General features: G+C 41.0%; 20 protein-coding genes and 1 pseudogene. 13 read left to right on the top strand and 8 right to left on the bottom strand.

What is annotated here, in order from left to right; translation table 11 throughout:
* The first annotated feature begins 29 nt into the window (after positions 1-29).
* Together RR876_RS10130 and RR876_RS10125 are read left to right on the top strand one after the other, a co-directional pair.
* On the top strand, positions 30-899 hold the full coding sequence (locus tag RR876_RS10130; RefSeq protein WP_332477318.1) for a DUF2797 domain-containing protein: 870 nt from the start codon (positions 30-32) through the stop codon (positions 897-899).
* Between the two features lie 151 nt (positions 900-1,050).
* Positions 1,051-1,557: pseudogene (locus RR876_RS10125) on the top strand (DUF2797 domain-containing protein); the annotation flags it as partial.
* 60 nt (positions 1,558-1,617) lie between these two features.
* Here RR876_RS10125 and RR876_RS10120 read toward each other — a convergent pair.
* The 3 genes from RR876_RS10120 to RR876_RS10110 all read right to left on the bottom strand — a co-directional run bounded on the left by RR876_RS10120 (position 1,618) and on the right by RR876_RS10110 (position 4,523).
* Positions 1,618-3,483: a SurA N-terminal domain-containing protein gene (locus RR876_RS10120; RefSeq protein ID WP_332477319.1), complete on the bottom strand. Its 1,866-nt coding sequence runs from the start codon at positions 3,481-3,483 to the stop codon at positions 1,618-1,620.
* 131 nt (positions 3,484-3,614) lie between these two features.
* A complete protein-coding gene (locus RR876_RS10115) occupies positions 3,615-3,887 on the bottom strand; it encodes an HU family DNA-binding protein (protein ID WP_004697018.1) in 273 nt (90 codons plus the stop codon).
* 168 nt (positions 3,888-4,055) lie between these two features.
* Positions 4,056-4,523, bottom strand: a complete 468-nt coding sequence (locus RR876_RS10110) for a phasin family protein (RefSeq protein WP_332477320.1) — start codon at positions 4,521-4,523, stop codon at positions 4,056-4,058.
* 193 nt (positions 4,524-4,716) lie between these two features.
* On the opposite strand from RR876_RS10110, the gene RR876_RS10105 reads away from it, so the two are divergent.
* From RR876_RS10105 to fdx, 8 genes are all read left to right on the top strand, one after another.
* Positions 4,717-5,364 carry a hypothetical protein gene (locus RR876_RS10105; protein ID WP_332477321.1) on the top strand — a complete coding sequence of 216 codons (648 nt, stop codon included), beginning with the start codon at positions 4,717-4,719 and terminating at the stop codon, positions 5,362-5,364.
* 113 nt (positions 5,365-5,477) lie between these two features.
* Positions 5,478-5,951 carry an Rrf2 family transcriptional regulator gene (locus tag RR876_RS10100; protein WP_004697011.1) on the top strand — a complete coding sequence of 158 codons (474 nt, stop codon included), beginning with the start codon at positions 5,478-5,480 and terminating at the stop codon, positions 5,949-5,951.
* 1 nt (position 5,952) lies between these two features.
* A complete protein-coding gene (locus RR876_RS10095) occupies positions 5,953-7,170 on the top strand; it encodes an IscS subfamily cysteine desulfurase (RefSeq protein WP_004697009.1) in 1,218 nt (405 codons plus the stop codon).
* A 104-nt stretch (positions 7,171-7,274) separates the two neighbouring features.
* A complete protein-coding gene (gene iscU / locus RR876_RS10090) occupies positions 7,275-7,661 on the top strand; it encodes a Fe-S cluster assembly scaffold IscU (RefSeq protein ID WP_004697007.1) in 387 nt (128 codons plus the stop codon).
* Positions 7,662-7,697: 36 nt separating this feature from the next.
* A complete protein-coding gene (gene iscA, locus RR876_RS10085) occupies positions 7,698-8,018 on the top strand; it encodes an iron-sulfur cluster assembly protein IscA (RefSeq protein ID WP_004697006.1) in 321 nt (106 codons plus the stop codon).
* A gap of 119 nt (positions 8,019-8,137) precedes the next feature.
* On the top strand, positions 8,138-8,653 hold the full coding sequence (gene hscB, locus RR876_RS10080) for a Fe-S protein assembly co-chaperone HscB (RefSeq protein WP_004697004.1): 516 nt from the start codon (positions 8,138-8,140) through the stop codon (positions 8,651-8,653).
* Positions 8,654-8,690: 37 nt separating this feature from the next.
* Complete coding sequence (hscA, locus tag RR876_RS10075; RefSeq protein WP_332477322.1) at positions 8,691-10,550, top strand: Fe-S protein assembly chaperone HscA; 1,860 nt, start codon at positions 8,691-8,693, stop codon at positions 10,548-10,550.
* A gap of 16 nt (positions 10,551-10,566) precedes the next feature.
* Positions 10,567-10,905, top strand: a complete 339-nt coding sequence (gene fdx / locus RR876_RS10070) for an ISC system 2Fe-2S type ferredoxin (RefSeq protein WP_004697000.1) — start codon at positions 10,567-10,569, stop codon at positions 10,903-10,905.
* A 74-nt stretch (positions 10,906-10,979) separates the two neighbouring features.
* Here the strand turns inward: fdx and RR876_RS10065 are convergent, their stop codons facing one another.
* The 4 genes from RR876_RS10065 to RR876_RS10050 form a co-directional block, all read right to left on the bottom strand.
* Positions 10,980-12,443, bottom strand: coding sequence for an adenylate/guanylate cyclase domain-containing protein (locus RR876_RS10065; protein WP_279746645.1), 1,464 nt, complete (start codon positions 12,441-12,443; stop codon positions 10,980-10,982).
* 58 nt (positions 12,444-12,501) lie between these two features.
* Positions 12,502-12,936 (bottom strand): HIT family protein, encoded by a 435-nt coding sequence (locus RR876_RS10060; protein ID WP_004696995.1) that lies wholly within the window; start codon positions 12,934-12,936, stop codon positions 12,502-12,504.
* Between the two features lie 231 nt (positions 12,937-13,167).
* Entirely contained in the window at positions 13,168-16,626 is a 3,459-nt protein-coding gene (gene mfd, locus RR876_RS10055) for a transcription-repair coupling factor (protein ID WP_332477433.1), read from the bottom strand.
* A gap of 140 nt (positions 16,627-16,766) precedes the next feature.
* The gene (locus RR876_RS10050; RefSeq protein WP_332477323.1) at positions 16,767-17,132 is read right to left on the bottom strand and encodes a hypothetical protein; all 366 of its coding nucleotides are present in this window, start codon (positions 17,130-17,132) and stop codon (positions 16,767-16,769) included.
* A gap of 1,123 nt (positions 17,133-18,255) precedes the next feature.
* On the opposite strand from RR876_RS10050, the gene putP reads away from it, so the two are divergent.
* Positions 18,256-19,779, top strand: a complete 1,524-nt coding sequence (gene putP / locus RR876_RS10045; protein ID WP_332477324.1) for a sodium/proline symporter PutP — start codon at positions 18,256-18,258, stop codon at positions 19,777-19,779.
* A gap of 61 nt (positions 19,780-19,840) precedes the next feature.
* Here the strand turns inward: putP and RR876_RS10040 are convergent, their stop codons facing one another.
* Positions 19,841-20,335 carry an Lrp/AsnC ligand binding domain-containing protein gene (locus tag RR876_RS10040; RefSeq protein WP_078426555.1) on the bottom strand — a complete coding sequence of 165 codons (495 nt, stop codon included), beginning with the start codon at positions 20,333-20,335 and terminating at the stop codon, positions 19,841-19,843.
* A gap of 117 nt (positions 20,336-20,452) precedes the next feature.
* On the opposite strand from RR876_RS10040, the gene putA reads away from it, so the two are divergent.
* Positions 20,453-24,208, top strand: coding sequence for a trifunctional transcriptional regulator/proline dehydrogenase/L-glutamate gamma-semialdehyde dehydrogenase (gene putA, locus RR876_RS10035; protein ID WP_332477325.1), 3,756 nt, complete (start codon positions 20,453-20,455; stop codon positions 24,206-24,208).
* Between the two features lie 267 nt (positions 24,209-24,475).
* On the top strand, positions 24,476-25,558 hold the full coding sequence (gene trmA / locus RR876_RS10030; RefSeq protein WP_332477326.1) for a tRNA (uridine(54)-C5)-methyltransferase TrmA: 1,083 nt from the start codon (positions 24,476-24,478) through the stop codon (positions 25,556-25,558).
* The last annotated feature ends 80 nt before the right edge of the window (positions 25,559-25,638 follow it).

Below are 25,638 nucleotides of genomic sequence, written 5' to 3'. Positions count from 1 at the left end.
CATCCTTAATATTGAGTGAGTAATTCTGTATGGAACTTCAAGGCATTTGCCATAAAATGCATGCAGGTCTTAAGGACCTTAGTGTAACTGATCAACATACACACAAGGCAAATGTTGAATATAAATTTATCCTAGATCGCTCAGAAGTTGACCTTCCTTTTAACTTGGGTCAAGAAATTGAGATCGAATGGACTGGTAAAATCTTCTGTGTTTCATGTGGTACGAAGACTTCTAAATCGTTTTCACAAGGTCATTGCTTCAAGTGCTTTAAAACCAAAGCCTCTTGTGACATGTGCATTATGAAACCTGAAACCTGTCACTACCACTTAGGCACCTGCCGAGAAGACAGCTTCGCGCATGAAGTTTGCTTTCAGCCTCATATTGTTTATTTAGCCAACTCAAGTGCCCTAAAGGTTGGGATTACACGGATTAGCCAAATGCCAACCCGTTGGCTCGATCAAGGTGCAACTCAAGCACTCCCGATTATGAAAGTCGGTTCGCGTCGCCTTTCAGGCCAGCTCGAAATTATGTTTGGGACACAAGTGGCAGACAAAACTGATTGGCGTAAATTGCTCAAGGGCGAAGCAGAACCACTCGACTTGATTGAAGTTCGCGAACAACTCATCGAAGAGTTTGCACCTAAAATCCAAGCCATTCGTGAGGAATTTAGTCAAAACCTTGAGTTCAATGAAACAGTTGAGCTTTTGGATACTGAACTGCCACGCGAGTTTGTTTATCCAGTTGAGCAATATCCTGAGAAAATCAAATCCCACAATCTTGATAAAACTCCCGTGATTCACGGCAAGTTACAAGGGATTAAAGGTCAGTACCTGATTTTAGATACAGGCGTGATTAATATTCGTAAATATTCAGGTTATGAGCTCAAAATTCGTGCCTAAGCTTGTTTATCTACACACATAAAAAAACCTGCACGAATGCAGGTTTTTTATAGCATGCGATTATTTAATTTTCGCATGTGCTTTTAAGTATTGCACATAATCTTCAGCTTCTTGCTGACCACGAAGTTGTTGATATAGCTTCGAAAGCTCAGCCAACTCAAGTGCCCTAAAGGTTGGGATTACACGGATTAGCCAAATGCCAACCCGTTGGCTCGATCAAGGTGCAACTCAAGCACTCCCGATTATGAAAGTCGGTTCGCGTCGCCTTTCAGGCCAGCTCGAAATTATGTTTGGGACACAAGTGGCAGACAAAACTGATTGGCGTAAATTGCTCAAGGGCGAAGCAGAACCACTCGACTTGATTGAAGTTCGCGAACAACTCATCGAAGAGTTTGCACCTAAAATCCAAGCCATTCGTGAGGAATTTAGTCAAAACCTTGAGTTCAATGAAACAGTTGAGCTTTTGGATACTGAACTGCCACGCGAGTTTGTTTATCCAGTTGAGCAATATCCTGAGAAAATCAAATCCCACAATCTTGATAAAACTCCCGTGATTCACGGCAAGTTACAAGGGATTAAAGGTCAGTACCTGATTTTAGATACAGGCGTGATTAATATTCGTAAATATTCAGGTTATGAGCTCAAAATTCGTGCCTAAGCTTGTTTATCTACACACATAAAAAAACCTGCACGAATGCAGGTTTTTTATAGCATGCGATTATTTAATTTTCGCATGTGCTTTTAAGTATTGCACATAATCTTCAGCTTCTTGCTGACCACGAAGTTGTTGATATAGCTTCGAAAGCTCAGCCAACTGCTCATCTGTCAACGCACTAGACGTCGTCTTGTTTACGTTTGATACCGCTACCACCACCATTTCTGTTGGCAATAATGCTGTTGTTACAGACCACAGTTCTGCTTTTGGTGCCGCTTGGCTAAACGCCGCACGCTCAACTGCACGTGGTAAGCCTTGTGAACGAATAAACACTTGCGGTGCAGTAAAGGTCAAACCGCTCCTGGCAACTACTGATGCCGCTGGTTGAGTTTTAAAGTCTTTCAAGCTTTGAGCAATTTTAGCTTTAGCAGCATCATAAGCTTTTTGTTCAACCAATTTTGCTTTCACACGTGGTGTTGCTTCTTGAAGCGTTTGTACACCTGCCGCATGATAATCACGTACTTTTGCCCAAACCACATCCCCATTTGGAAGTTGGATGCTGCTGGTCGCGTTACGATCACCATTTTTAACGTCATCGTTAAACAGTTTCACTTTAACCGCAGCATTACTTAATACAGGGTGCTGTGTAGATAAGGTCATACCTTTCACAGTTTTAACTTGTACACCTTTAACTTCTTGCGACACCACGTCTAGAGCATCTGAGTCTACAACCAGTTCATTTAGACTGTTTACAGTGTCAGAGAATGCATTGGCTGTTTTATTCTTTTGAACTTCCGCAGTCAAACGTGCTTTTTCATTTTCAAAAGATGGCAACTTCACAGCTGGCGCATCAGTTTCAATGACATGGTAACCAAATTCAGTTTTTACAGGCGCTGACACTTGACCTGATTTAAGTGATGCTACAGCTTGGTCAAAAGCATCACCAAAAGTGCCTTTGTTATAAACTGCTAAAGCACCACCATTCGCTTTAGATGCAGTATCTTCAGAGTATTGAGCCGCAGCTGCTGCAAAGCTTGTTCCTGCTTTAATTTTTGCCACAACTTCTTCTGCACGTTTTTTCGCTTCAGCATCTGTACGTGCATCCGTCGTAATCAGAATATGTTTAACCAAAGGCGCAACATTATCTTTTTGTGCTTCAACAAACTGTGTATAGGCTTGCTGCAACTCCGCATCTGTAGCAGGTGAAGCAGCAGCAGGAACATTGGCTGGTGTTAACAACACATAGTCAACATCCACACTTGCCACTTGTTTAAACATAGCTGGGTGTTGCTTGTAATAGTTTTCAATCTCTTGTGCTGAAACCTTGACGTTCTTTTTATATTCATCAAGATTTACATTGGCAAACTGCACAGTACGCTGTTCTGTTTGTAAGTTAGCAATTTGTTGAATATCTAGTTTACTCACCAATGCATAATCAACAAAAGTCGAACGCATCATTTTTAATGCATGGTCTTGACGTAAGTTTGCAACGAGCGCATCACTACTCATACCCACAGACTGCAAATAGCTTGAATAACGTGTTTCTGAAAATTTTCCATTTTCTTGAAAACTTGGCTGTTGAGCAATCATCTGTTCAATTTGAGTATCACTGAGTGAAATGCCCAGCTTTTCAGCCTGTTGCAATAACAAAGTATTTGCGATCAGTTGATCCATCGCTTTATCTTTAATAAAGCTTTGGTTGAGTAAAGTTTCATCACCATTGGCATAAGCTAAGAATTGTTCTTTAAAGGAAGCGGTTAAGGTCTCTAATTCCTTTTCAGAAATATCTTGGCCATTGACTGATTTTACAGCGTCTTTTGATCCGCTACTAAAATATCCTTCAATACCTACAAGTGCTAAAGGGGTCAAAAACAAAATGAGCAAAGCTTTGCCCAACCAACCCTTAATAACTTTACGAAAAGATTCCATAAGTATTCCAATATTTTATTTGCCCGAGATTTTAACTGAAAAGCAGCAATGAATGAATGTGTTATCGACACATTTTCTAATGTTTAATAAAAAACGCGCCGAAAAGGCGCGTTTTTTATTTATTTAAAAGATTAAGCAACAGAATCTTTTAAACCTTTACCAGCTTTGAAGCTTGGTACTTTGCTTGCTTTAATTTCTAAAGTAGCACCAGTTTGTGGGTTACGGCCAGTACGTGCAGCACGTTCTTTCACGTTGAAAGTACCAAAACCAACAAGTGTAACTGTATCACCAGACTTAAGCGCTTCAGTGATTGAAGCAATTGTAGCGTCTAAGGCCTTACCAGCATCAGTCTTAGACAATCCCCCTTTCTCTGCAATTGCATCAATTAATTCTGATTTATTCATGTGGATCGCGTCCTCTTAATATCGTTTATTTAAGGTCCAAAAATTTAGTATAAATTACCGTAACGCCTTTATAGCAATGCTTTAGGTGAAAACGCAATACTCTGTATATGCTTTTTTGGAAAATAAATCACAAAAAAACGTTGAAAAAGGTACAAAAGCACAACCAGATCACTTTTTATTCACTTTTTCGTTTAACTTCTTATTTTCTTCAATCAAAACATCGATTTTATCATTAAGTTGAAGAATCAGGTTTTCTAAGTACTGAATATCTTTCACCGTGACCAATCCAATCCGGTTTAAGGAGTGATTTACTCCACGATCCACAATCTTCTCAACCTTATCTTTAGTATCCGTCACCGATTCACGCGCTTTCTCAGATACCTTTTCAACCGTTTGGTCAGCAATTTCAGTGGTTTTAGATTCTAACTCTTCGCCGACTTGGACCAACGAGTCAAATAATTTATTCCCCTCTTCCTCTGCACGTGAAAAAGCACCCAAACCGGCTAACCAGATTTGCTTGGTATACTTTCTAAAATCCAAACTATTTTTACGATGAAAATGATGCTTAGCTTTTGTTTTTTTTAGTGTTTCATCTTCTGGCGAAATATCATCCAACCCTATATCTGCTTTTTCCATTAGCACCATCTCCTGCATGATTTATGTGCAAAAACATCCAAAAAATCTTATAGATTGCACTATACTAGCAAATATTAGACTTGATCGATTTGTAAAACTGTTCTACAAAGCATCTTTATTACATTTTTATTTTTAAGTCTGAAGTTTTTGCGAGCAGGATGCTCATTTCAGGTCAGGATTTAGGTTACTACTTATGAGTGATTCTCAAAAAGAATACAATCAAACACATATGCTACTCACTATGGTGATGATTGTTCTTGAGACGATCTTTTCTCTTATTTTAAAATACGACCGCGTGGTTGCACTTCATTCTAAAAAGTTTGTTGAGCAAAATATTGCGATTAAAATAAATAGCTACCTGCCTTATTTTGACTTCTATATCACCTTTACCGCTCAAGGTGTTTTATTTGACGCCAAAGCACCCGAAAAACCGGTCGACTTAGATGTACGCACCACATTGATGGATTTAATTAAAATTTTCGTCTTTGGAAACCGTCGTAGTATTAAAACCATGCGTATTGATGGTGACATCACCTTAAAAGATGAGTTCCGAGATTTAATTTTACATTTTAGTGCACCTAAAGTTCTTGCCGATTGGAAAAACTGGTTAACTGAACCAACTGATCCACAAAATGTGGTTGCATCTAAAAAGCGCATTGCACCACTGTTAGAGAAAATTGAAGAACAACGTTCTAAAATCAACACTCTACAGGTTGAAGTGAAACAATACAAAAATCGTATCCGCCGTATCGAGCAACGTCAAAAACGTATAAATGTCACATTTTTTGTGTTTTCTATACTTTTGATTAGCTTATTGGTATATAATATTTGGCTTGCATAACTACATAATATTTCAAGCAAATTAAATACGCACAATCCCTATTAAAAAAACTTGACTATTTTAGTCAGGATTCTTAAAATCGGCACATCTAGTCTAATCATGTGTATCGAATCATGCGCTTAACAACTCGCGGACGCTACGCAGTGACTGCTCTACTTGATTTAGCTTTGCAGCCAACTGAACAAACGATCACGCTTGCAGAAATTGCAGCTCGTCAAACTATCTCTGTTGCTTACCTTGAGCAGTTATTTGCGAAATTAAAGCGCCACGGCTTAGTTTCTAGTATTCGTGGTGCCAACGGTGGTTACCATTTAGCTCGTCGCGCTGATGAAATTACTGTATTAGCAGTTATTGAAGCTGTAAACGAAACAGTTGATGCCACTCGCTGTGACCATAAAGGCAACTGCCAAAATGGTGCAATGTGCTTAACTCACGATTTATGGCAAGAACTCTCCCATCACATTGCCGACTATCTCGCTAAAATCACTCTTGCTGACCTTGTAGCACGTGACAACGTTCAAAAAGTTGCCATTCGCCAAAACACAGCACCTTCAGATTCAGCCCTTTTATCGGTAACAGGTATTTGACATGAAACGTCCAATTTATCTTGATTATGCAGCAACAACTCCTGTAGACCCTCAAGTCGCTGAACGCATGATGGAATGTCTGACATTTGACGGCACATTTGGCAACCCAGCATCTCGTTCTCATGCTTACGGTTGGCAGGCAGAAGAAAAAGTAGAATATGCACGTGAACAAGTTGCGAACTTGATCAAAGCAGATCCACGCGAAATCGTTTGGACTTCTGGTGCAACTGAATCAGATAACTTAGCTCTTAAAGGCGTAGCACAATTCTATGCGTCTAAAGGCAAGCACATTATTACAAGTAAAATTGAACACAAAGCTATTTTAGATACTTGCCGTGAGCTTGAGTCTGAAGGTTTTGAAATCACTTACCTTGAGCCACTTCCAAACACGGGTTTAATTACCCCTGAAATGGTTGAAGCAGCTATTCGTCCAGACACTATTCTTGTTTCACTTATGATGGTAAACAACGAAATTGGTTCTGTGACTGATGTCGCGGCAATTGGTGAAATTACTCGTGCACACAAGATCTTCTTCCATGTCGATGCGGCGCAAGCTGCAGGTAAAGTTGAAATTGACCTTTCAACCATGAAAGTTGACCTTATGAGCTTCTCTGCTCATAAAATTTATGGCCCTAAAGGTATTGGCGCACTCTATGTACGTCGTACTCCACGTGTTCGTTTAAAAGCGCAAATGCATGGTGGTGGTCATGAACGCGGTATGCGTTCTGGTACACTTGCAACACACCAAATCGTTGGTATGGGTGAAGCATTTGAACTTGCAGGTAAAAACTTAGCTTCTGAACAAGCACGCATTCGCGTACTTCGTGACAAGCTTTGGAATGGCTTACAAGACTTAGAACAAATTTTCTTAAACGGCCATCCAACACAAAACGTTGCGAACTACTTAAACGTAAGTTTCAACTTTGTTGAAGGTGAATCGTTAATGATGTCGTTGAAAGACGCGGCTGTATCTTCGGGTTCAGCTTGTACTTCAGCAACATTAGAACCTTCTTATGTATTACGTGCACTAGGTTTGTCTGACGAACTTGCGCACAGCTCAATTCGCTTCAGTTTTGGTAAATACACCACTGAAGCAGACATTGACCATGTACTTACAGTGACGCGCTCTGCGGTCGAGAAACTTCGTGAACTTTCTCCACTTTGGGACATGTACAAAGACGGTATCGACCTTTCTACAGTTGAGTGGGCTGAACACTAATTTTTCCCATTGAAGTCATCCACATACTGGATGACTTCATTGAAAAATCAAGTTTTGACCCCATATTTAATATTAACGCTGACCCCGAGGTTTGGAGACGCATCATGGCTTATAGCGAAAAAGTAATTGACCATTACGAAAACCCTCGTAATGTAGGTGTATTAGACAAAAATGCTGAAAACGTAGGTACAGGTATGGTCGGAGCACCTGCATGTGGTGACGTTATGCGTTTACAGATCCAAGTAGATGACAACGGTGTGATTGAAGAAGCACGTTTCAAAACTTATGGTTGTGGTTCTGCTATTGCATCTAGCTCTTTAGTGACTGAATGGCTAAAAGGCAAAACTTTAGATCAAGCTCAAGCGATCAAAAACATTGATATCGCAACTGAACTTGCTCTTCCTCCAGTAAAAGTACACTGTTCTGTACTGGCTGAAGATGCTATTAAAGCTGCTGTTGAAGACTACCGCAGCAAAAAATCTAAAGCTTAATTGCTTCGCATTTTAAAGAAAGATTAGGGAGTTTTCATGATCAACTTAACTGAAAATGCTGCAACTCATATCAGCAATTATTTAAAAAATCGCGGTAAGGGTGAAGGTATTCGCGTTGGCGTGAAAACTTCAGGCTGTTCTGGTTTGGCTTATGTGCTTGAATTTGTCGATTCAATTGATGCACATGACACCACCTTTGAGCAGTTTGGGGTGAAAGTATTCGTAGACCCAAAAAGCTTGGTTTATCTCGATGGTATGGAGATGGACTACGTGAAAAATGGTTTAAACGAAGGCTTTGAGTTTAACAACCCAAACAAAAAAGGCGAATGTGGCTGTGGTGAATCTTTCACCGTATAACAGTTCATTAACTTGCTTTTCAACATTAAAACAGTGTGTATCACACTGTTTTAATTGCATTTACATAGAGTGTTTTTGCTTTCGCAATGACCCCCAATTTAGCGCGGAATCCCTCTCCTATGAATCATTTTGAGTTGTTTAACCTCCCAGTAGCACTCGATATTGATTTAGCAACCTTAAAATCAGAATTTTTAAAGTTGCAGCAACAATATCACCCAGATAAAGCTCTCGATAAAGATCAAGCCCTCATAAAATCAAGTGAGATCAATCAAGCATTTAAAGTTTTATCTCAGGTTGATAGCCGTGCAGGATATTTATTAGGATTAAAAAAACAAGATTATCATCTTGATCAATCCATCAATGATTTTGAATTTCTCCAGTCTGCCTTAGAAATCCGTGAACAACTTGATGAAGCACGTTCAGCAGATGAATTACAATCACTCAAATTAGACGTTCAACAATGGATTGATGGTTTAGTCCGCGAATTCAAAATTGATTTTGAAGAGGAAGATTGGGCTGAGGCACGTGATGATGTCCGCAAACTTCGCTTCTTTGTAAAAGTCATGCATGACATTGATAAAGCTGAAGATCGTTTTGAAGATGACGATAGCTTTGATTTAGATGATGAATTTTAACTTATTTTTAATTTTTGACGCTCAAAGGATGTAACACATGGCTCTCTTGCAAATTGCAGAACCTGGACAATCAAGTGCGCCACATGAACACCGTATTGCCATTGGTATCGACTTAGGTACAACTCACTCTCTAGTTGCAACCGTACTTTCAGGCAAAGCAAAAGTTTTGCATGATGAACAAGGTCGTGTCTTACTCCCATCGATCGCGCATTATGGTGTAAACCAAACCCAATATGGCGACGAAGCAAAACCATTTTTGACTGCCGATCCTAAAAACACCATCATTTCAGTCAAACGTTTTATGGGACGCTCTAAAGCCGACATCAAATTTCAACACCCCTACACTTTAGTGGGTGAAGATAATCAAATGCCTGCTTTTGAAACTGCTCAGGGCCGCAAAACCCCTGTCGAAGTGTCCGCTGAAATTTTAAAGCAACTAAAAGATCGTGCTGAAGCGAGCTTAAAAAATGAAGTCAATGGTGCAGTGATTACCGTTCCTGCATACTTCGATGAAGCTCAACGTCAAGCGACACGTGATGCCGCACAACTTGCTGGTTTAAATGTACTACGACTTTTAAATGAGCCTACTGCTGCTGCGGTTGCATATGGTCTGGACCAAGAAACCAATCTTGCGCACGATCACAACTATGTGATTTATGACTTGGGTGGCGGTACGTTTGACGTTTCAATTTTACGCTTTTCACAAGGCGTGTTTGAAGTGTTAGCGACGGGTGGACATACCGCATTAGGCGGTGATGATCTTGACCGTTTAATCGTAAAATGGGCGAAAAAAGAACTCAACATTGAGCAGTTCGATGACACTGAATATGCACACGTTTTAGTTGCTGCACGTAAAGCCAAAGAAGCTTTAACTGATGCAGAAAGCGTTCATTTACAAGTCCTAGAGCATAGCTTAACTCTTGATCGCACGACATTTGAAAGTATTATCAAAGTTGCTTTAGATAAGACGATTAGTGTGTGCAAACGCGTCCTCCGCGATGCGAAGCTTGAACTCAGTGACATTCAAAATGTGGTTTTGGTCGGTGGTTCAACTCGTTCTTATGCTGTACAAAACGCTGTACGTGATGTGTTTGCTCAAGAGCCATTATGTACCATCAACCCAGATGAAGTTGTTGCTATTGGTGCATCGATTACAGCCAATCAGTTGATTGGAAACACAGCCGATGGCGCATTACTGCTTGATGTAACACCGCTTTCTCTCGGTCTAGAAACCATGGGCGGCTTGGTTGAGCGTCTTATTTCACGTAATACTGCAATTCCAGTTGCACGTCGTCAAGAGTTCACCACCTACCAAGATGGCCAAACCGCGATGTTGATTCATGTGGTTCAAGGTGAGCGTGATTTGGTTGAGCATTGCCGTAGCTTAGGTCGTTTTGTCCTTCGCGGTATTCCACCAATGACTGCAGGTCAAGCACGCATTGAAGTGACCTTCCAAGTGGATGCCGATGGCCTACTGACGGTTTCAGCCAAAGAAACAACCTCTGGCGTACATGCACAAATTGACATCAAACCATCATATGGTTTGGCTGATAGCGACATGGAACGCTTACTGCTTGATGGTTACAAGTTTGCTGAAGAAGATAAAAATCTTCGTCACTTACAAGAAACTAAAGTTGAAGCAAAACGCGAACTCGAAGCTTTAGAGCAAGCCCTGAAAGTAGATGCTCACCTGCTCACAAATGAGCAACAAGTTGCATTAAATGCAGCTAAAACTTCATTAGAAGTAACACTTGAAACAACAGAAATCAAAGCAATTGAATCTGCTGTTGAACAGCTTAAAATACACAGTGATGCTTTTGCAGCAGCACGTATGAATCAGCATATCGATGCAGCGCTGAAAGGCACAAAACTCGACGACTGGTCAAACTCAAACTAATTTATAGGTAAAGACTATGCCACGTATTAAAGTTCTCCCACATGCGCAAATCTGCCCAGAAGGTGCTGAGTTTGAAGTTGAACAGAATGCAAATCTTTGTGAAAGCTTACTGAAAAATGGAATTAAGATTGAGCATGCTTGCGATATGTCCGCTGCATGTACAACTTGCCACGTTGTGGTACGTAAAGGCTTTGACAGCTTAGAAGAAATGAATGATGTTGAAGCCGATCTGCTGGATCGTGCTTGGGGCTTAGAACCTGACTCTCGCTTGTCTTGCCAAGTGAAGTTAGTGGATGAAGACTTAGAAGTTGAAATTCCTAAATACACGATTAACCACGCATCTGAAAATCACTAATTTTCAAAGTGTAAAAAAGCCACTCATTGTAGTGGCTTTTTTTCGACTCTCGCTTTGTATCTCACACCATCAACTTAATGATATTCATTTTTCTGAACAGGTTCTATTACTTCATCTTCAAGATTGAGTTTGACGATACCTTGCGAATTGGTCATCTTCTGTTGGGTTTGAATGCGTTGAATCATTTTTTCCAAGACTTGAATCAACTGTGGATATTCAAAATTCTGCACTTCATCTAAGTTCAGCAGTAAATGAAACCCTTTATATTCATAATCAAACCAACGTTGATAGTCTGATTTTTGCGAGGTATATTTTTCAACGACTTGCCACGTCTTCACAGCACCTTTAATTCCCTTGAGGAAAATCGGCGCTTTCGGCGCACAAAGATAGTCATTTTTTACTAAATTATGCGTATCGTCCGAAATTAAGATCTCATCCACTTGTGCTGCACTTTGTAAACGTGCAGCAAGGTTTGCATCACGACCAACAATGGTATAAGCCATACGGTGCGACGCGCCATAATTCCCTACGTGACAATACCCCGTAGAAATTCCCATACGAATATGTAATGGTGGATAACCCATTTTCACCCAACGCTCACGTAGGATTTTCATTTGCTGACGCATCGCCATGGCCATTTCCAAACAGTTTTGAGCATCACGCTCTACACCTTCAGAATTAGGGTCACCAAAGAACACTAAAATTGCATCCCCCATGAATTTATCAACAGTACCTTCATATTGCTTAGCAATCTCGGTCATGTGTTTTAAATAATCATTAAGTAGGAATGCTAAATCATCCGGAATTAAGCTTTCAGAAAGCTCGGTAAAACCCTGAATATCTGAAAAGAAAACTGTCAGTTTTTTACGCTTGTATTCAATTTTCGCTTCAGACTCACCTTTCATGATCGATTGCCACAACTGAACTGGTGCATAGCGACTCAACTGATTGGCAAACTCCATATAACGGTTCATCTGATCAAAATAGTGATTTTTCCGGCGGTATATGTCTTGCATTTGGTTGCGCTGATAATAACTCCCCACGCCAAAATAAGTGGTGAGGCACAAAAAGCCCAATACAATCAGTTCGGTACTGGTGGCCTCGAAATATTCACCAAAACCAAAGACAAAGATAATTGAGATATAAAAGACAACCACCCCAATCAGGCTGGCCAAAGACACCATCAAAAAAGAAACTTTATTGCTAATAGCCGTATAAAGCATAGCAAAAATGGTTAAAAATGTGAGAACGATGCTGAGATGTACGGCGGCTAGAATGATCGCTGTAATGACAATATCTATAACAAACATCACACCGCGCCGCATGGTATTATTAAAGCGATAACCTAACCACCTGGAAAATGGCGGTGTGATTAATAACACAATGAGCAACAGCAGCGGCACGTAAATCTGATATTGCGTATCTGCCATCGTATAATGATAGACGATGGTTATTAAAGACAGCATGCCATATCCCATCACACGATGGAAATACTCAAATTGTTTGGGCTCTTTAGATAACCAATCGTCTAATGGCACTGCTCGTTCCCCACTATGCGCACGATCAAATCATCCCTGATTTGATTTTTCACGTGTATTAGTCCATACGCCAATCAAATGGCATATCACCTTGACCACGTAGTGCAAGCATTAAAGTTTGACGCATATGCGCAAGCACTTCATTGCTATAAGGAACAGCGGGTGTACCCCAAACTGGTTTTGGCCATGCTACGTCGTTTTGATAACGCACAACATGGTGGAAATGGAGCTGCGGAACCATGTTACCTAAAGCAGCAACATTCATTTTGTCAGCACGGAATACACGAGCCAATTGGCTTGATAACCAACTTGACTCACGTAAAAACTGTTCTTGGTCGGCTTGACTGAGTTCATATAACTCAGTGATGCCTGGCACGCGTGGAATTAAAATTAGCCACGGGAATTGCATATCATTCATTAAGCGACATGTTGAAAGTGGAAAGTCGCCTACAAAAAACGTATCTTGAGCAAGTTGTGGATGCAAACTAAACATATCTTTATAAATGATGCAAATTAGAATAATGGCTAATACTATCACATCCAATCAGAGGTGAATATTGCAAGCAATGTGTTTCAACACAAATAAACTACGTTTTACTTTGAACTACATCACATTTATTACTTTAATAAATTTCATCAAAAAATCAAGTCTTTCTTTTTATAGCGCAAGTCCGCAAGAAAGACCTGATATCTGTATGAAATCACAGCAAATTAGAGCTAAATTTTAATGCAATTCTTTCAATAAACTTTCCAATAAGTCATTGATAAATTGAATCCGTTTTTCATATTCCTCTAGCATTACCATCACCTTTAAGCGCTGACCACCCTCCATCCTAAAAAAGGTCGGATGTTTTTGCATCATCTGAATAATACTAATCGCCTGAACAGGAGTATCTGGTGAAAATTCAATCGCACCCCCATTGGCAGAAATATCCACTTTGGTAATGCCCAGTATTTCTGCTTTCAAACGCATCTGGTGCACAGCAAAAAGCTGCTTCACAGGTTGTGGTGGTATCCCAAAACGGTCTATCAACTCCATACGAATGTTATCGAGTTTTTCCTGACTGTCCGTATTACTAATGCGCTTATAGAACAATAAACGCTGATGGACATCTCCCAGATATTCATCTGGAATCAAGGCCGGCATATGTAAATTGATTTCTGCGGTCAGTGAGAGTGGCGCATCGAAGTTTGGGGTTTTGCCTTTTTGAATGGCTTTGGTCGCCTTTTCAAGCATCTCCATATACAAGCTATAGCCAATGGCTTGCATTGAACCACTTTGTTGCTCGCCGAGTAACTCACCCGCTCCACGAATTTCCAAGTCTTCCGTAGCCAACATAAAGCCCGCGCCTAATGTCGATGCCCGCTGAATCGCATCTAGACGTTTTTCAGCATCGCCTTTCAACCCTTTGATGGATGGCACCAACAGATAGGCATAGGCTTGGTGATGCGAGCGCCCTACACGCCCACGTAGTTGATGTAACTGCGCTAAACCCAGCTTATCTGCCCGCTCAATTAAAATTGTATTGGCATTCGGAACATCAATCCCTGTTTCAATAATGGTTGAGCAGACCAGCACGTTATATTCTTTATGGTAAAACTGCTGCATAACTTGTTCTAACTCGCGTTCACGCATTTGACCATGTGCAACAGCCACGCGTGCCTCAGGGACCAACTCTCGAAGACTCTCTGCTGCACGTTCAATCGTTTCCACTTCATTATGTAGAAAATAAACTTGTCCACCACGCAGCAACTCACGCAAGATGGCTTCTTTAACTGAATCACCCGTATGTTCTTGCACAAAAGTTTTTACCGCTAAACGTCGTGCAGGTGGTGTGGCAATAATGGATAGATCACGCATACCACTAAAGGCCATGTTTAGAGTCCGTGGAATTGGAGTTGCAGTCAGAGTCAACATATCCACATCTGCACGCATTGCTTTAATCCGCTCTTTGTCACGTACACCGAAGCGGTGTTCTTCATCCACAATCATCAAGCCTAAGTCTTTAAACTGGACACTTTCTTGTAGAATTTTATGCGTACCAATCACGATGTCGACTTTGCCCTCAGCTAAGTCTTCAATCGTTTTCGTATGTGATTTACTGCTGCCAAAACGTGATAAAACTTCGATGCGAATAGGCCAGTCTGCAAAACGGTCTTTAAAAGACTCATAATGCTGTTGGGCCAGCAACGTCGTCGGCACCAAAACAGCCACTTGTTTGTTGTTCTGTATGGCTAAAAATGCTGCGCGCATCGCAACTTCGGTTTTACCAAAGCCCACATCGCCACAGACCAAGCGATCCATAGGTTTAGCCAATTGCATATCATACAAAGTCGCTTCAATGGCATTGGCTTGATCGAGTGTTTCTTCATAGGCAAAGCCACTGGCAAACTGCATATATTGACCTTGATCTAACTCAAAACCAAAACCTGGTTTGGCTTGACGACGGGCTTGGATATGTAATAATTCCGCTGCTACATCATGGATTTGCTCCAACGCTTTACGTTTTGCTTTACTCCAAGCATCAGTACCCAGCTTATGCAAGGGTGCTAAGTCCGGGTCACCGCCACTATAACGGCTGATCAAATGTAAATTGGTGACAGGAACATAGACTTTGGCAGCATCGGCATAATCGAGCTGCAAGAACTCATAGTCTTGATCATCAATACTTAAAGTGACTAAGCCCGCATAACGCCCCACACCATAGTCGATATGCACCACCGGCGCACCCATACTCAGTTCAGTCAAACTTCGGATGAGAAACTCTTCCGAAACCTCTTGCTGGCGTTTACGACGACGCTGTACAACGCGATGCTCATACAACTGATTTTCAGAAATGATGCTAATGCTGTCTTTTAATACCAAGCCACGCTCTAAGGGCGCACTGGTAATTGCAATGGCATGCAAGGATCTTTGAAATTCAGCAAAATTCTCGACATTAGGAATCTCCCCCAATGTGGCACGCAAGGCATCTTTTAAAGTTTCACGACGCCCCGCACTTTCAGCAACCAGTAATACTGGATGATTAGCAGCATCAATATACTGTTTAACCGCATGAAAGGGCTTTTCATTTTTAGGATCGACTGCTAAACGTGGTGGAAGCTCAGTGTTTAAATTAATCACACCCGCTTTTAGATCAAAAGCCTCGACTGAGGCAATAATACGTGGAAAGGTATTGAGCTGTTCTAAAACTTGATTGGTCGAAATAAAAAGATGGTTAGGGGCTAAAATTGGCTGGTCAACATTATGACGACGGTCTTCATAACGCCTATCGATTTCTTTCCAAAAATTATCCAAACCATCATCAACTTGCTTGTCTGTAATGACAATGGAATGACTCGGTAAGTACGAAAGCAGTGTACTTTGAGTTTCCATCTGCGCAGCACTGAAAAATAGCGGGAAATAGAATTCGATACCTGGTGATGCAATCCCTTCTAACACATCCTGATAAATTGGATTTTTCTTTGGATTTGCAGTCGGAAACATTTCTGCATAGCGATCACGAAAGATGCTGCGCGCCTCTTTCAACGGAAACTCTTTTGCCGGTAATACGGAAAATTGTTTTAAGTTCTGCGTAGTACGCTGCGTTTCAGGGTCAAAAAATTTAAGGGTTTCAATTTCATCATCAAACAAATCTATACGAATTGGTGCGGCTTGACCTGAGGCATAGATATCCATAATGCTGCCACGAACCGCAAATTCACCATGGTCATATACTGTGTCGACCAAATGATAGCCTGCTTGAATCAAACGCTTCTTTTGCTGTTCCAATTCAAACTTTTGACCGACGTGAATATCAAAGTGTTCTCCCAACACCCACGAAGTCGGCGCTACACGCTGCGCCAAGGTCGAAGCCGAAATCAGTAAGACACCTGTTTGCGGCATATTGGATAAAATCGCGAGACGCTCAGATACAATATCTTGATGAGGAGATAAACGATCATAAGGCAGAATTTCCCAGTCTGGGAAAATGGTCGGTCGAATACCGTAAAACTCAAATTCACTTTCGAGTTGTGCTAAGTGTTGATTGTTTTTTGCCACAACCACAAAAAGCTTTTTATTTTGTGTGCTTAACGTTTGAATCAATAATGCAGCTGAAGAGCCGAGCAAATTTCCCAGCCAACGTTTTTCGCCTGCTTTTAGTTGTTGCACATTCAGTTGGGAGATTTCTTCTTGGAACATGGACATGGCTTTAGCGTTTAAAAACATGCATCATATACTAGCATGATGTCCTCTCGCTGCATGTTATTTTTCACGACAAGAACAACATCAATCTAGCGCTAAGTCCTTTTTACAACTCAAATTTATGGTTTTTAAAAAACTTACTTTTTGTCACGTATAAACTGGTAATAATAGTCATTGAGTAGCTTAATCATTCGCTTTAACTCGGTTAAGTTTTCTAGATTATTACCTAAACGTGTGACAAATCGCTCATTGGCAATTTCCAAGTCGATCTTTTCATTGATTAACATAGCACTATAAAAAAGTGCATTGAGGTCATCAAACTGACTAATTCTACGATTTGAAAAATAGGTTAAGCGTTCAGCATGTATGGCATTTAGCACAACACCTTCAATGATAAAGCCTTTTTCATCATCATATTCAATCTGGTGCTGCTGCAAGAAAAGTTGTTCTGGTGCATCTTTCTTTAATTTAAATAATTGACTCAATTTACTCAGCATAGACATCTAATCATGGTTCTTCACTCAGACTTATTGTAGTTCTAACTGCTACCTTTTGTTAGCACGGATTGGCTTAAAAGTATAAAAGCAGCGCATTGACTACTTTTATACCTATATATAGTTATAAATGTCTTAGCGAACTTATGCTAAAGGTACAACCGTCGGCGTCACCTCAGTAACCAAATTTTCAAATAAAAAAAATGCGACCTAACGGTTCCCGAGTAAGTAACCCTTGCCCCAATACTACGCATGACTACATCCAAGCATAGGTGTTCATTGGCTTGAATATATTTGGTATTTAAGGCTGCAATACCATTAATAAATTGCTAAACGCAGCGGCGTTGGATAAACATCATTGGTCGATTGAGATTTATTGACAAGGTCATTTGGATGAATAACCTCGTATTTACCTTAAGAAAGGAATAGATGCTTTAATGCAAGATTGGTCAACACTTCGTTGCTATTCATATTAATTTGTGGTGCCCGCTCTATCTTGATAGACATCTATAGGGAAAAGCGTATGTCTAACCTTCAATAGTTTGGCTCAATTGATCACATACCACCGCAATGGTCTGCACAATTTCAGGAGAGATTTTGCCAAATGTGCAGTTAATTTATACCGACTCTATTTTCACTTGTGCCAAAGCAAGCAGAAAATGCCATTGAATTCCTATTTTCTAATTAGAAATTTGAAAGTTTTCCAATGCTCTCAAAGCAAAAACGCCCTAACAGAATTAGGTTAATGGTGAAATATTCGTCTTTTTCACCTATTTCATGACTGTAAATACATTTCATAAATGAAACATTTTATATGGAAATGTGCCTACTCTGCAGGTAATGTAATTTTTCGTAAGCAATAAAAAATCATAAATTATAACTAGCCTGCTGATTTTACGAAATAAAAGCTTAGAATCTCATTTACCCTATAGAAAAGAATAATAATTGACCAATAAATAACATATTTTCAACAACTTATTGTTTAATTTTAAAAAACAATTAACAATTACACAAGGTATACAAAAACACATCACAACTGTTACAGAGTGTAATTTTATTTTTATGCTTGAATCGCCGTCTCAAACAAAGCGATTAAAAAATCTCCCAAGTCGGATTTTGCCAAGGAATGCCTATGAGTCAAATTAACCCCACCCTCATCACATTTTTAGTTTATATCATTGCCATGGTTGGCATCGGTTTGTATGCATACAAGTCCACAAACAACTTTGATGATTACATCTTAGGTGGTCGTAGTTTAGGAAGTGTGGTTACTGCGCTTTCTGCAGGTGCATCAGACATGAGTGGCTGGTTACTGATGGGCTTACCGGGTGCAATTTATTTGTCTGGTTTGTCTGAAGCGTGGATTGCCGTAGGCCTAATCATTGGTGCATGGCTCAACTGGTTATTGGTTGCAGGACGTTTACGTGTGCATACTGAAGTCCAAAACAATGCCCTCACCCTACCTGATTATTTCACAGGTCGTTTCGCAGATCGCAAACGTATCTTGCGTATGATCTCAGCTGTCGTTATTTTAGTATTCTTCGCGATTTACTGTGCTTCAGGCATGGTCGCAGGCGCGCGTCTATTTGAAAGTATCTTTGGTTGGAACTACACCACTGCACTTTGGATTAGCGCAATTGCAACCATCAGTTATGTGTGTATCGGCGGCTTCCTTGCAATTAGCTGGACAGACACCTTCCAAGCAGGTCTAATGATTTTTGCTCTGCTGCTTACCCCAATCATGACTTACCTTGCGATTGATGGTAATGCTGCACAGTTCACAGTCTTACTTGAAACGGCTCGCCCACAAGCGATGCATATTGTTTCTGAACTCAGCACTGTTGCCATCCTGTCATCATTGGCATGGGGCTTAGGCTATTTTGGTCAGCCACACATTTTAGTGCGCTTCATGGCTGCGGATTCTGTGAAAACGATTCCTGCTGCGCGTCGCATTGGTATGACATGGATGATTTTATGTCTAGGTGGTGCGGTAGGTGCTGGTTTTATTGCCATCGCGTACTTCCAACAACACCCTGAACTGGCGGCTGTGGTTTCTCAAAACCCTGAAACTGTGTTCATGGAACTGACTAAACTCTTATTCAACCCTTGGATTGCGGGTATCATTTTAGCTGCAATTTTAGCTGCGGTGATGAGTACATTAAGCTGTCAGTTACTGGTTTGTTCTACAACATTGACAGAAGACATGTACAAAGCTTTCATCCGTAAAACCGCTTCTCAAAAAGAATTGGTTTGGGTGGGTCGCTTCATGGTTATTGCTGTTGCTGTTCTTGCAATTTGTTTAGCAAGCAACCCTGACAGTAAAGTTCTAGGCCTTGTCGCTTATGCATGGGCAGGTTTTGGTGCGGCATTTGGTCCACTGATTATCTTGTCTTTGTTCTGGAAGCGCATGACCTTGAATGGTGCTATTGCAGGTATTATTGTTGGTGCAGTAACCGTGATTGTGTGGAAAAATGCATTAGGACACTTAGGTCTATATGAAATTATTCCAGGTTTCATCTTCTCTTGGATCAGCATTGTAGTGGTAAGCTTAATGGGTAAAGCCCCTGAAGCTGAAGTAGTACAACGCTTTGAACAAGCAGACAGTATGTACAAACAAGCGATGGCTGAAATGAAAGAAGAATCTACACAACGTTAATCGAACGTGTAGACCAAAAAAAGGGGCTTTTAAGCCCCTTTTTTACATTTCATGTACTGAATTATTTCGACACAGGTTTGTATTTAAGTTGGATACGTGAGCTTTCTTTGATGACTTCCATCACGGGATAACTGCGCGTTTCTTTAACGCCCGGCAGTTGCCACAAGACTTGACCTGAGATTTTCCGGAACTCATCCATACTGGCACAGCGAATCTTCACCACAAAATCAAAGCCCCCACTGGTCATATGACATTCCACAATTTCATCATGCTGTAGCACGGCATGGCGAAAATCTTCCAAGACATGTGGCGTGGTTTTATCCAAAAGGATCTCCACAAAAACCACAAAACTAGCATTGAGCATGTTTGGATTTAAGCGTGCCTCATAACTCAGAATAAAGCCTTCCTTGGTTAATTTTTGCACCCGTGCCAAAGCAGCCGTCGCTGATAAGTTCACTTCTTCGGCAAGTTTAATATTAGATATTTTTCCATCTCTTTGAAGAATATCTAATATTTTGATATCTGTTCGGTCCAAGCTAAAAATTGGGCTCGTCATCTGAATTAATCTCTAAATAGCATACAAATTATAGTGAGTTATTCGGCATTCTTTCTGTAATCATAAATTAATTACTATAGATCTCTCAACACATTATTGTATGCACAGGATGTAGGCATGAATATGATGGAAAGCAATACGCATTTCAACGACGCTCAAACTCAATTTGAATATATTACCGAATTCAAAGAAAAAAGTGAGCTTGAAGTTGAAATCAATACCGCTTGGCGACGTGCCGAAACTGACTGTGTTCAAAACTTATTAGACCACAGCAAAATCTCTGACGAGATGAATCAACGCATTCATGAACTTGCGTTTGATTTGGCTCATACTTTACGTGAACGTAAAAGCGGCAGCGGTAAAGCAGGTATTGTACAGGGTCTCTTACAAGAATTTGCACTGTCTTCTCAAGAAGGCATCGCGCTGATGTGTTTAGCTGAAGCTTTGCTTCGTATTCCAGACATGGCGACACGTGACCTATTGATTAAAGACAAAATCAACCAAGGCAACTGGAAAGAACACGTTGGTCAAAGTAACCTGATGTTTGTCAATGCGGCAGCATGGGGTCTCATGCTGACTGGCAAGCTGATGGAAACACCAAAGCAAAACAGCTTATCAGGCACTTTAACAGGCTTATTGGCACGTAGTGGTCGTGGCATCATCCGTAAAGCGGTTGATGTAGCTATGCGTATGATGGGCGAACAGTTTGTGACTGGCGAAACCATTGGTGAAGCATTACAACACGCTGAACGTCTTGAAGAAAAAGGCTTCCGCTATTCATACGACATGCTAGGTGAAGCGGCACTGACCGATCATGATGCTGATCGTTATATGAAAGACTATACCGATGCCATTCATGCCATTGGTCAGGCGTCAAAAGACAAAGATGTTTATGACGGCCCAGGTATTTCAATTAAATTATCTGCTCTACACCCTCGTTACCAACGTGCACAAGTTGCACGTATGCATGAAGAGTTGTACGGCAAAGTCTTTACGCTTGCTAAGTTAGCGCGCGGTTACAACATCGGTTTAAATATTGATGCAGAAGAATCTGAACGTTTAGAAATTTCTTTAGAAATGCTTGAACGCCTATGCTTTGAACCAGAACTCAAAGACTGGAAAGGCATTGGTTTCGTTATCCAAGCGTATCAAAAACGTTGTTTCTACGTGGTTGACTACATTGTAGACTTGGCTAAACGTAGCGAAAAACGCTTAATGATTCGTTTAGTGAAAGGCGCGTACTGGGACAGCGAAATCAAGAAAGCACAAATCGAAGGAATGACCGACTACCCTGTATTTACCCGTAAAGTACATACAGACTTGTCGTATATCGCATGTGCGAAAAAATTATTGGCTGCACCAGAACAAATTTACCCACAGTTTGCAACGCACAATGCGCAAACCTTAGCGACTATTTATGAAATGGCCAACCCAGAGAAATACTATGTGGGTCAGTATGAGTTCCAATGCTTACACGGCATGGGCGAGCCACTGTATGAACAAGTAGTTGGCGAAAAACTAGATAAAAAACTAGGTGTACCTTGCCGTATTTATGCGCCTGTCGGTAACCATGAAACACTATTGGCTTATCTTGTACGCCGTTTACTTGAAAATGGTGCAAACACCTCTTTTGTAAACCGTATTGCAGACAAGTCACTCGCAATTGATGATTTGATTGAAAATCCAACTCAAACCATTTTAAGCAGTGCAAAACGTGAAAATATCGTGGGTCAAAAACACCTTTCGATTCCACTTCCTGCTGAGCTTTATGGCCAACTGCGTGCAAACTCTAAAGGTTTAGATCTTGCAAATGACTCTGAATTAGCTCAGTTGAACCAAACAGCTCAACAGTTTGCTAAGCACCAATGGTCTGCTGCACCAATGGGTGAGCACATTCAGACCAATGAAGCCGTTGTTCCGCAAAGCATTATCAACCCAGCACGTCACACAGATGTTGTCGGTTATGTACAAGAAGCCACAACTGAACAAGTTGAGCAAGCATTAAACAATGCGCAAGCTGTTCAAGACATTTGGGCACGTACGGCTAAAGACACTCGTGCGAGCTACCTACTTCGCGCTGCTGACTTAATGGAAGCTCGCTTAGAAGAACTGATGGTTTTACTTTGCCGTGAAAGTGGTAAAACGTATGCCAATGCCATTGCAGAAGTTCGTGAAGCTGTAGATTTCTTACGCTACTATGCAACGCAAATGATTGATCTAGATGCAAACGCAGAAGTTGAGCCTTTAGGCACGATGCTATGTATTAGCCCATGGAACTTCCCTTTGGCTATCTTCACAGGTCAAGTCGCTGCTGCATTGGTTGCGGGTAATACCGTGATTGCTAAACCAGCTGAACAAACGCCATTGATTGCAGCTCAAGCGATTCAAATCTTATGGCAAGCAGGCGTACCTCAAGCGGCTGTACAGTTGATGCCGGGTCGCGGTGAAACTGTAGGTGCACAGCTCAGTGCATCAGAACAGGTTCAAGGCATCATGTTCACAGGTTCTACTGAAGTTGCTAAGATTTTGCAAAAAACTGTGGCGAAGCGTCTAAGTAAAAATGGTGAAAGCATTCCCCTGATTGCTGAAACAGGCGGTCAAAATGCCATGATCGTTGACTCATCAGCACTGACTGAGCAAGTTGTACTTGATGTCGTCAGCTCAGCTTATGACAGCGCAGGTCAACGTTGTTCTGCTCTTCGCGTACTGTGTGTACAAGAAGACAATGCCGATGCCGTGATTCAAATGCTTAAAGGTGCAATGCAGCAACTTCAAGTGGGCAACCCATATCTACTTAAAACAGATATTGGTCCTGTAATTGATGCTGAAGCGCAAGAAAACATTCAAAAGCACATCGATAAAATGCGTCAAAAAGGCCATCGCGTACATCAGTTAATGCGTAATGATGCTCAAGACTCTGAACTAGATGCAGGCACGTTCATTACACCAACACTAATTGAGTTGCCAAATCTCAATGATTTAGAGCGCGAAGTGTTTGGTCCTGTGCTGCATGTGATTCGCTTTAACCAAGGTTCACTCAAACAGCTACTTGAGCACATCAACAGCAAAGGCTATGGCCTGACGATGGGTCTACATACCCGTATTGATGAAACCATTCAAACTGTCATGACCCATGCTGAAGTAGGTAACCTCTACATCAACCGTAACATCGTGGGTGCAGTTGTCGGTGTACAACCTTTTGGTGGCGAAGGTTTATCAGGTACAGGCCCTAAAGCGGGTGGTCCAATTTATCTATATCGCCTAATGCAAAACTGTTCTGCGAAAAAGTTGAATAAACCATTTGCAACAGGTGCTGACTTAAACCCTCAAGTCGAGTTCAGCAACTCTGCATTGTTCCTAGAGTGGGCAGTTAAAACCTTCCCAGCAGTGAAATTGGCAAAAATCGAGAACTTCTGTTCAGGCCATCATTACGAGCTGCAAGGTCCGACTGGTGAAAGCAACCAATACATGGTGATTCCGCGTCATGCAGTCTTGTCATTAGCTGAACAAGAAGCGGATCAACTACAACAGTTGAATGCGATTTTTGCAGTTGGTAGCCGTCCAGCGGTGCTTGCAGATAACAGTTTTGTGTTAAAACACATGCCAAGCATGCCTAAAGCATTGGCTCAAGCGTTCCATGTCATTAAAGACATCAAAACTGATGCTTTTGATGCAGTATTGCACCATGGTACAACAGCGCAGCTTTTAGCTCTGCAACAGCAGATTGCTGAGCGTCAAGGTGCGATTGTAGGTATTACTCACCTTAGCCCATCACAAACTGCCATCCCTTTGGAACGTTTTGTGATTGAGCGCGCTATTAGTGTTAACACTGCAGCTGCTGGTGGTAATGCAAGTCTTATGACTCTGAACTAAGTCCAATTTAAACCTGTAATCCTCATCGGGACTGCAGGTTTATTACTGTGTTTCCTCTATTGCCAAGTCAACATCTCCTGGTCTGTTTACTTGGCATTTTTTATGCGGCTCAGTTTGGCCCAATCTGCTCGAAAATTTCCGATATAGCACAGCATCAAGCCATCTGTAGCATGAATAAACCCCACGCTTTTGCTGAATATCTTTAGGCTAATTCGGCAAACTTTGTTACCATCTCTTTTTTCAATATGTTTGCGATTTTTACTGCATATGACTTCTTCTTATCAACAACAACTTGACGCCAAAATTGAACGAATTACAGCTCAATTTTCTGAATTCACTCCACCTTCGCTTGATGTTTTTCAATCTCCTGAAAAACACTTTCGCATGCGTGCAGAATTCCGTATTTGGCATACCGAAGATGATATGTTTTATGCCATGTTTGAACGCGATGAAGACAATCAGAAAAAAGTCATTCGTATTGATGACTTCCCAATCGCTGATGCCAGTATTAATCAGCTCATGCCTGTTTTATTGGCAGAACTAAAAAGCAACGATCTCCTCTCAAAACGCTTATTTGAAGTGCATTTCTTAGCGACTTTAAAAGGTGAAATGCTGGTTTCGCTGATTTATCGCTGCCCACTCGATGAACAATGGCAGGTTTTAGCCAAACAACTTTCAGAAAAATTAAATATTAAGTTGATTGGTCGTAGCCGTGGTCAAAAAGTGGTACTCACCGATGAATTTGTGGTGGAAGAACTACAAGTTTTTGAGCGTAAATATCAGTACAAACAAATTGAAAGTAGCTTCACCCAGCCCAATGCACAAGTCTGCCAAAAAATGCTCGAATGGGCATGCAATGCTGCTCAGCAATCAAATAAAGATTTGTTAGAACTTTACTGTGGCAATGGAAACTTCACCCTACCGCTTTCAACCCGTTTCAACCGTGTTTTAGCCACTGAACTGGCTAAGTCTTCAGTATATGCGGCGCAGTGGAATATCGAACAAAACCAAATCGATAATATTCAAGTCGCACGTTTATCGGCAGAAGACTTCACACAAGCCTATAATGGTGAGCGCGCATTCCGTCGCTTACAAGAGGCGAATATCGATATGAGTAGCTATGAGTTCGATACCGTGTTTGTTGACCCACCGCGTGCGGGCATTGATGATGAAACCTTAAAATTGATTCAGCGTTTTGAACGGATCATCTATATTTCGTGTAATCCTGACACCTTACATGACAACTTAAAAACACTCAGCCAAACCCATAAAATTTCACAGTTTGCGCTGTTTGACCAATTCCCCTATACCCACCATGTCGAGTCTGGGATTTTACTAGAAAAAATTTAAACAATTTGTTGCAACTTAAACCGTAGAAAAAAGAAGCTCAAATGAGCTTCTTTTTTAATTTTCATGAAAAAAGATAAACT

Source organism: Acinetobacter sp. (genome assembly GCF_036666595.1).
Taxonomy (GTDB): Bacteria; Pseudomonadota; Gammaproteobacteria; order Pseudomonadales; family Moraxellaceae; genus Acinetobacter.
The sequence above is the reverse complement of the archived record's forward strand: the minus strand, read 5'-3'. Positions and strand labels throughout refer to the sequence as shown.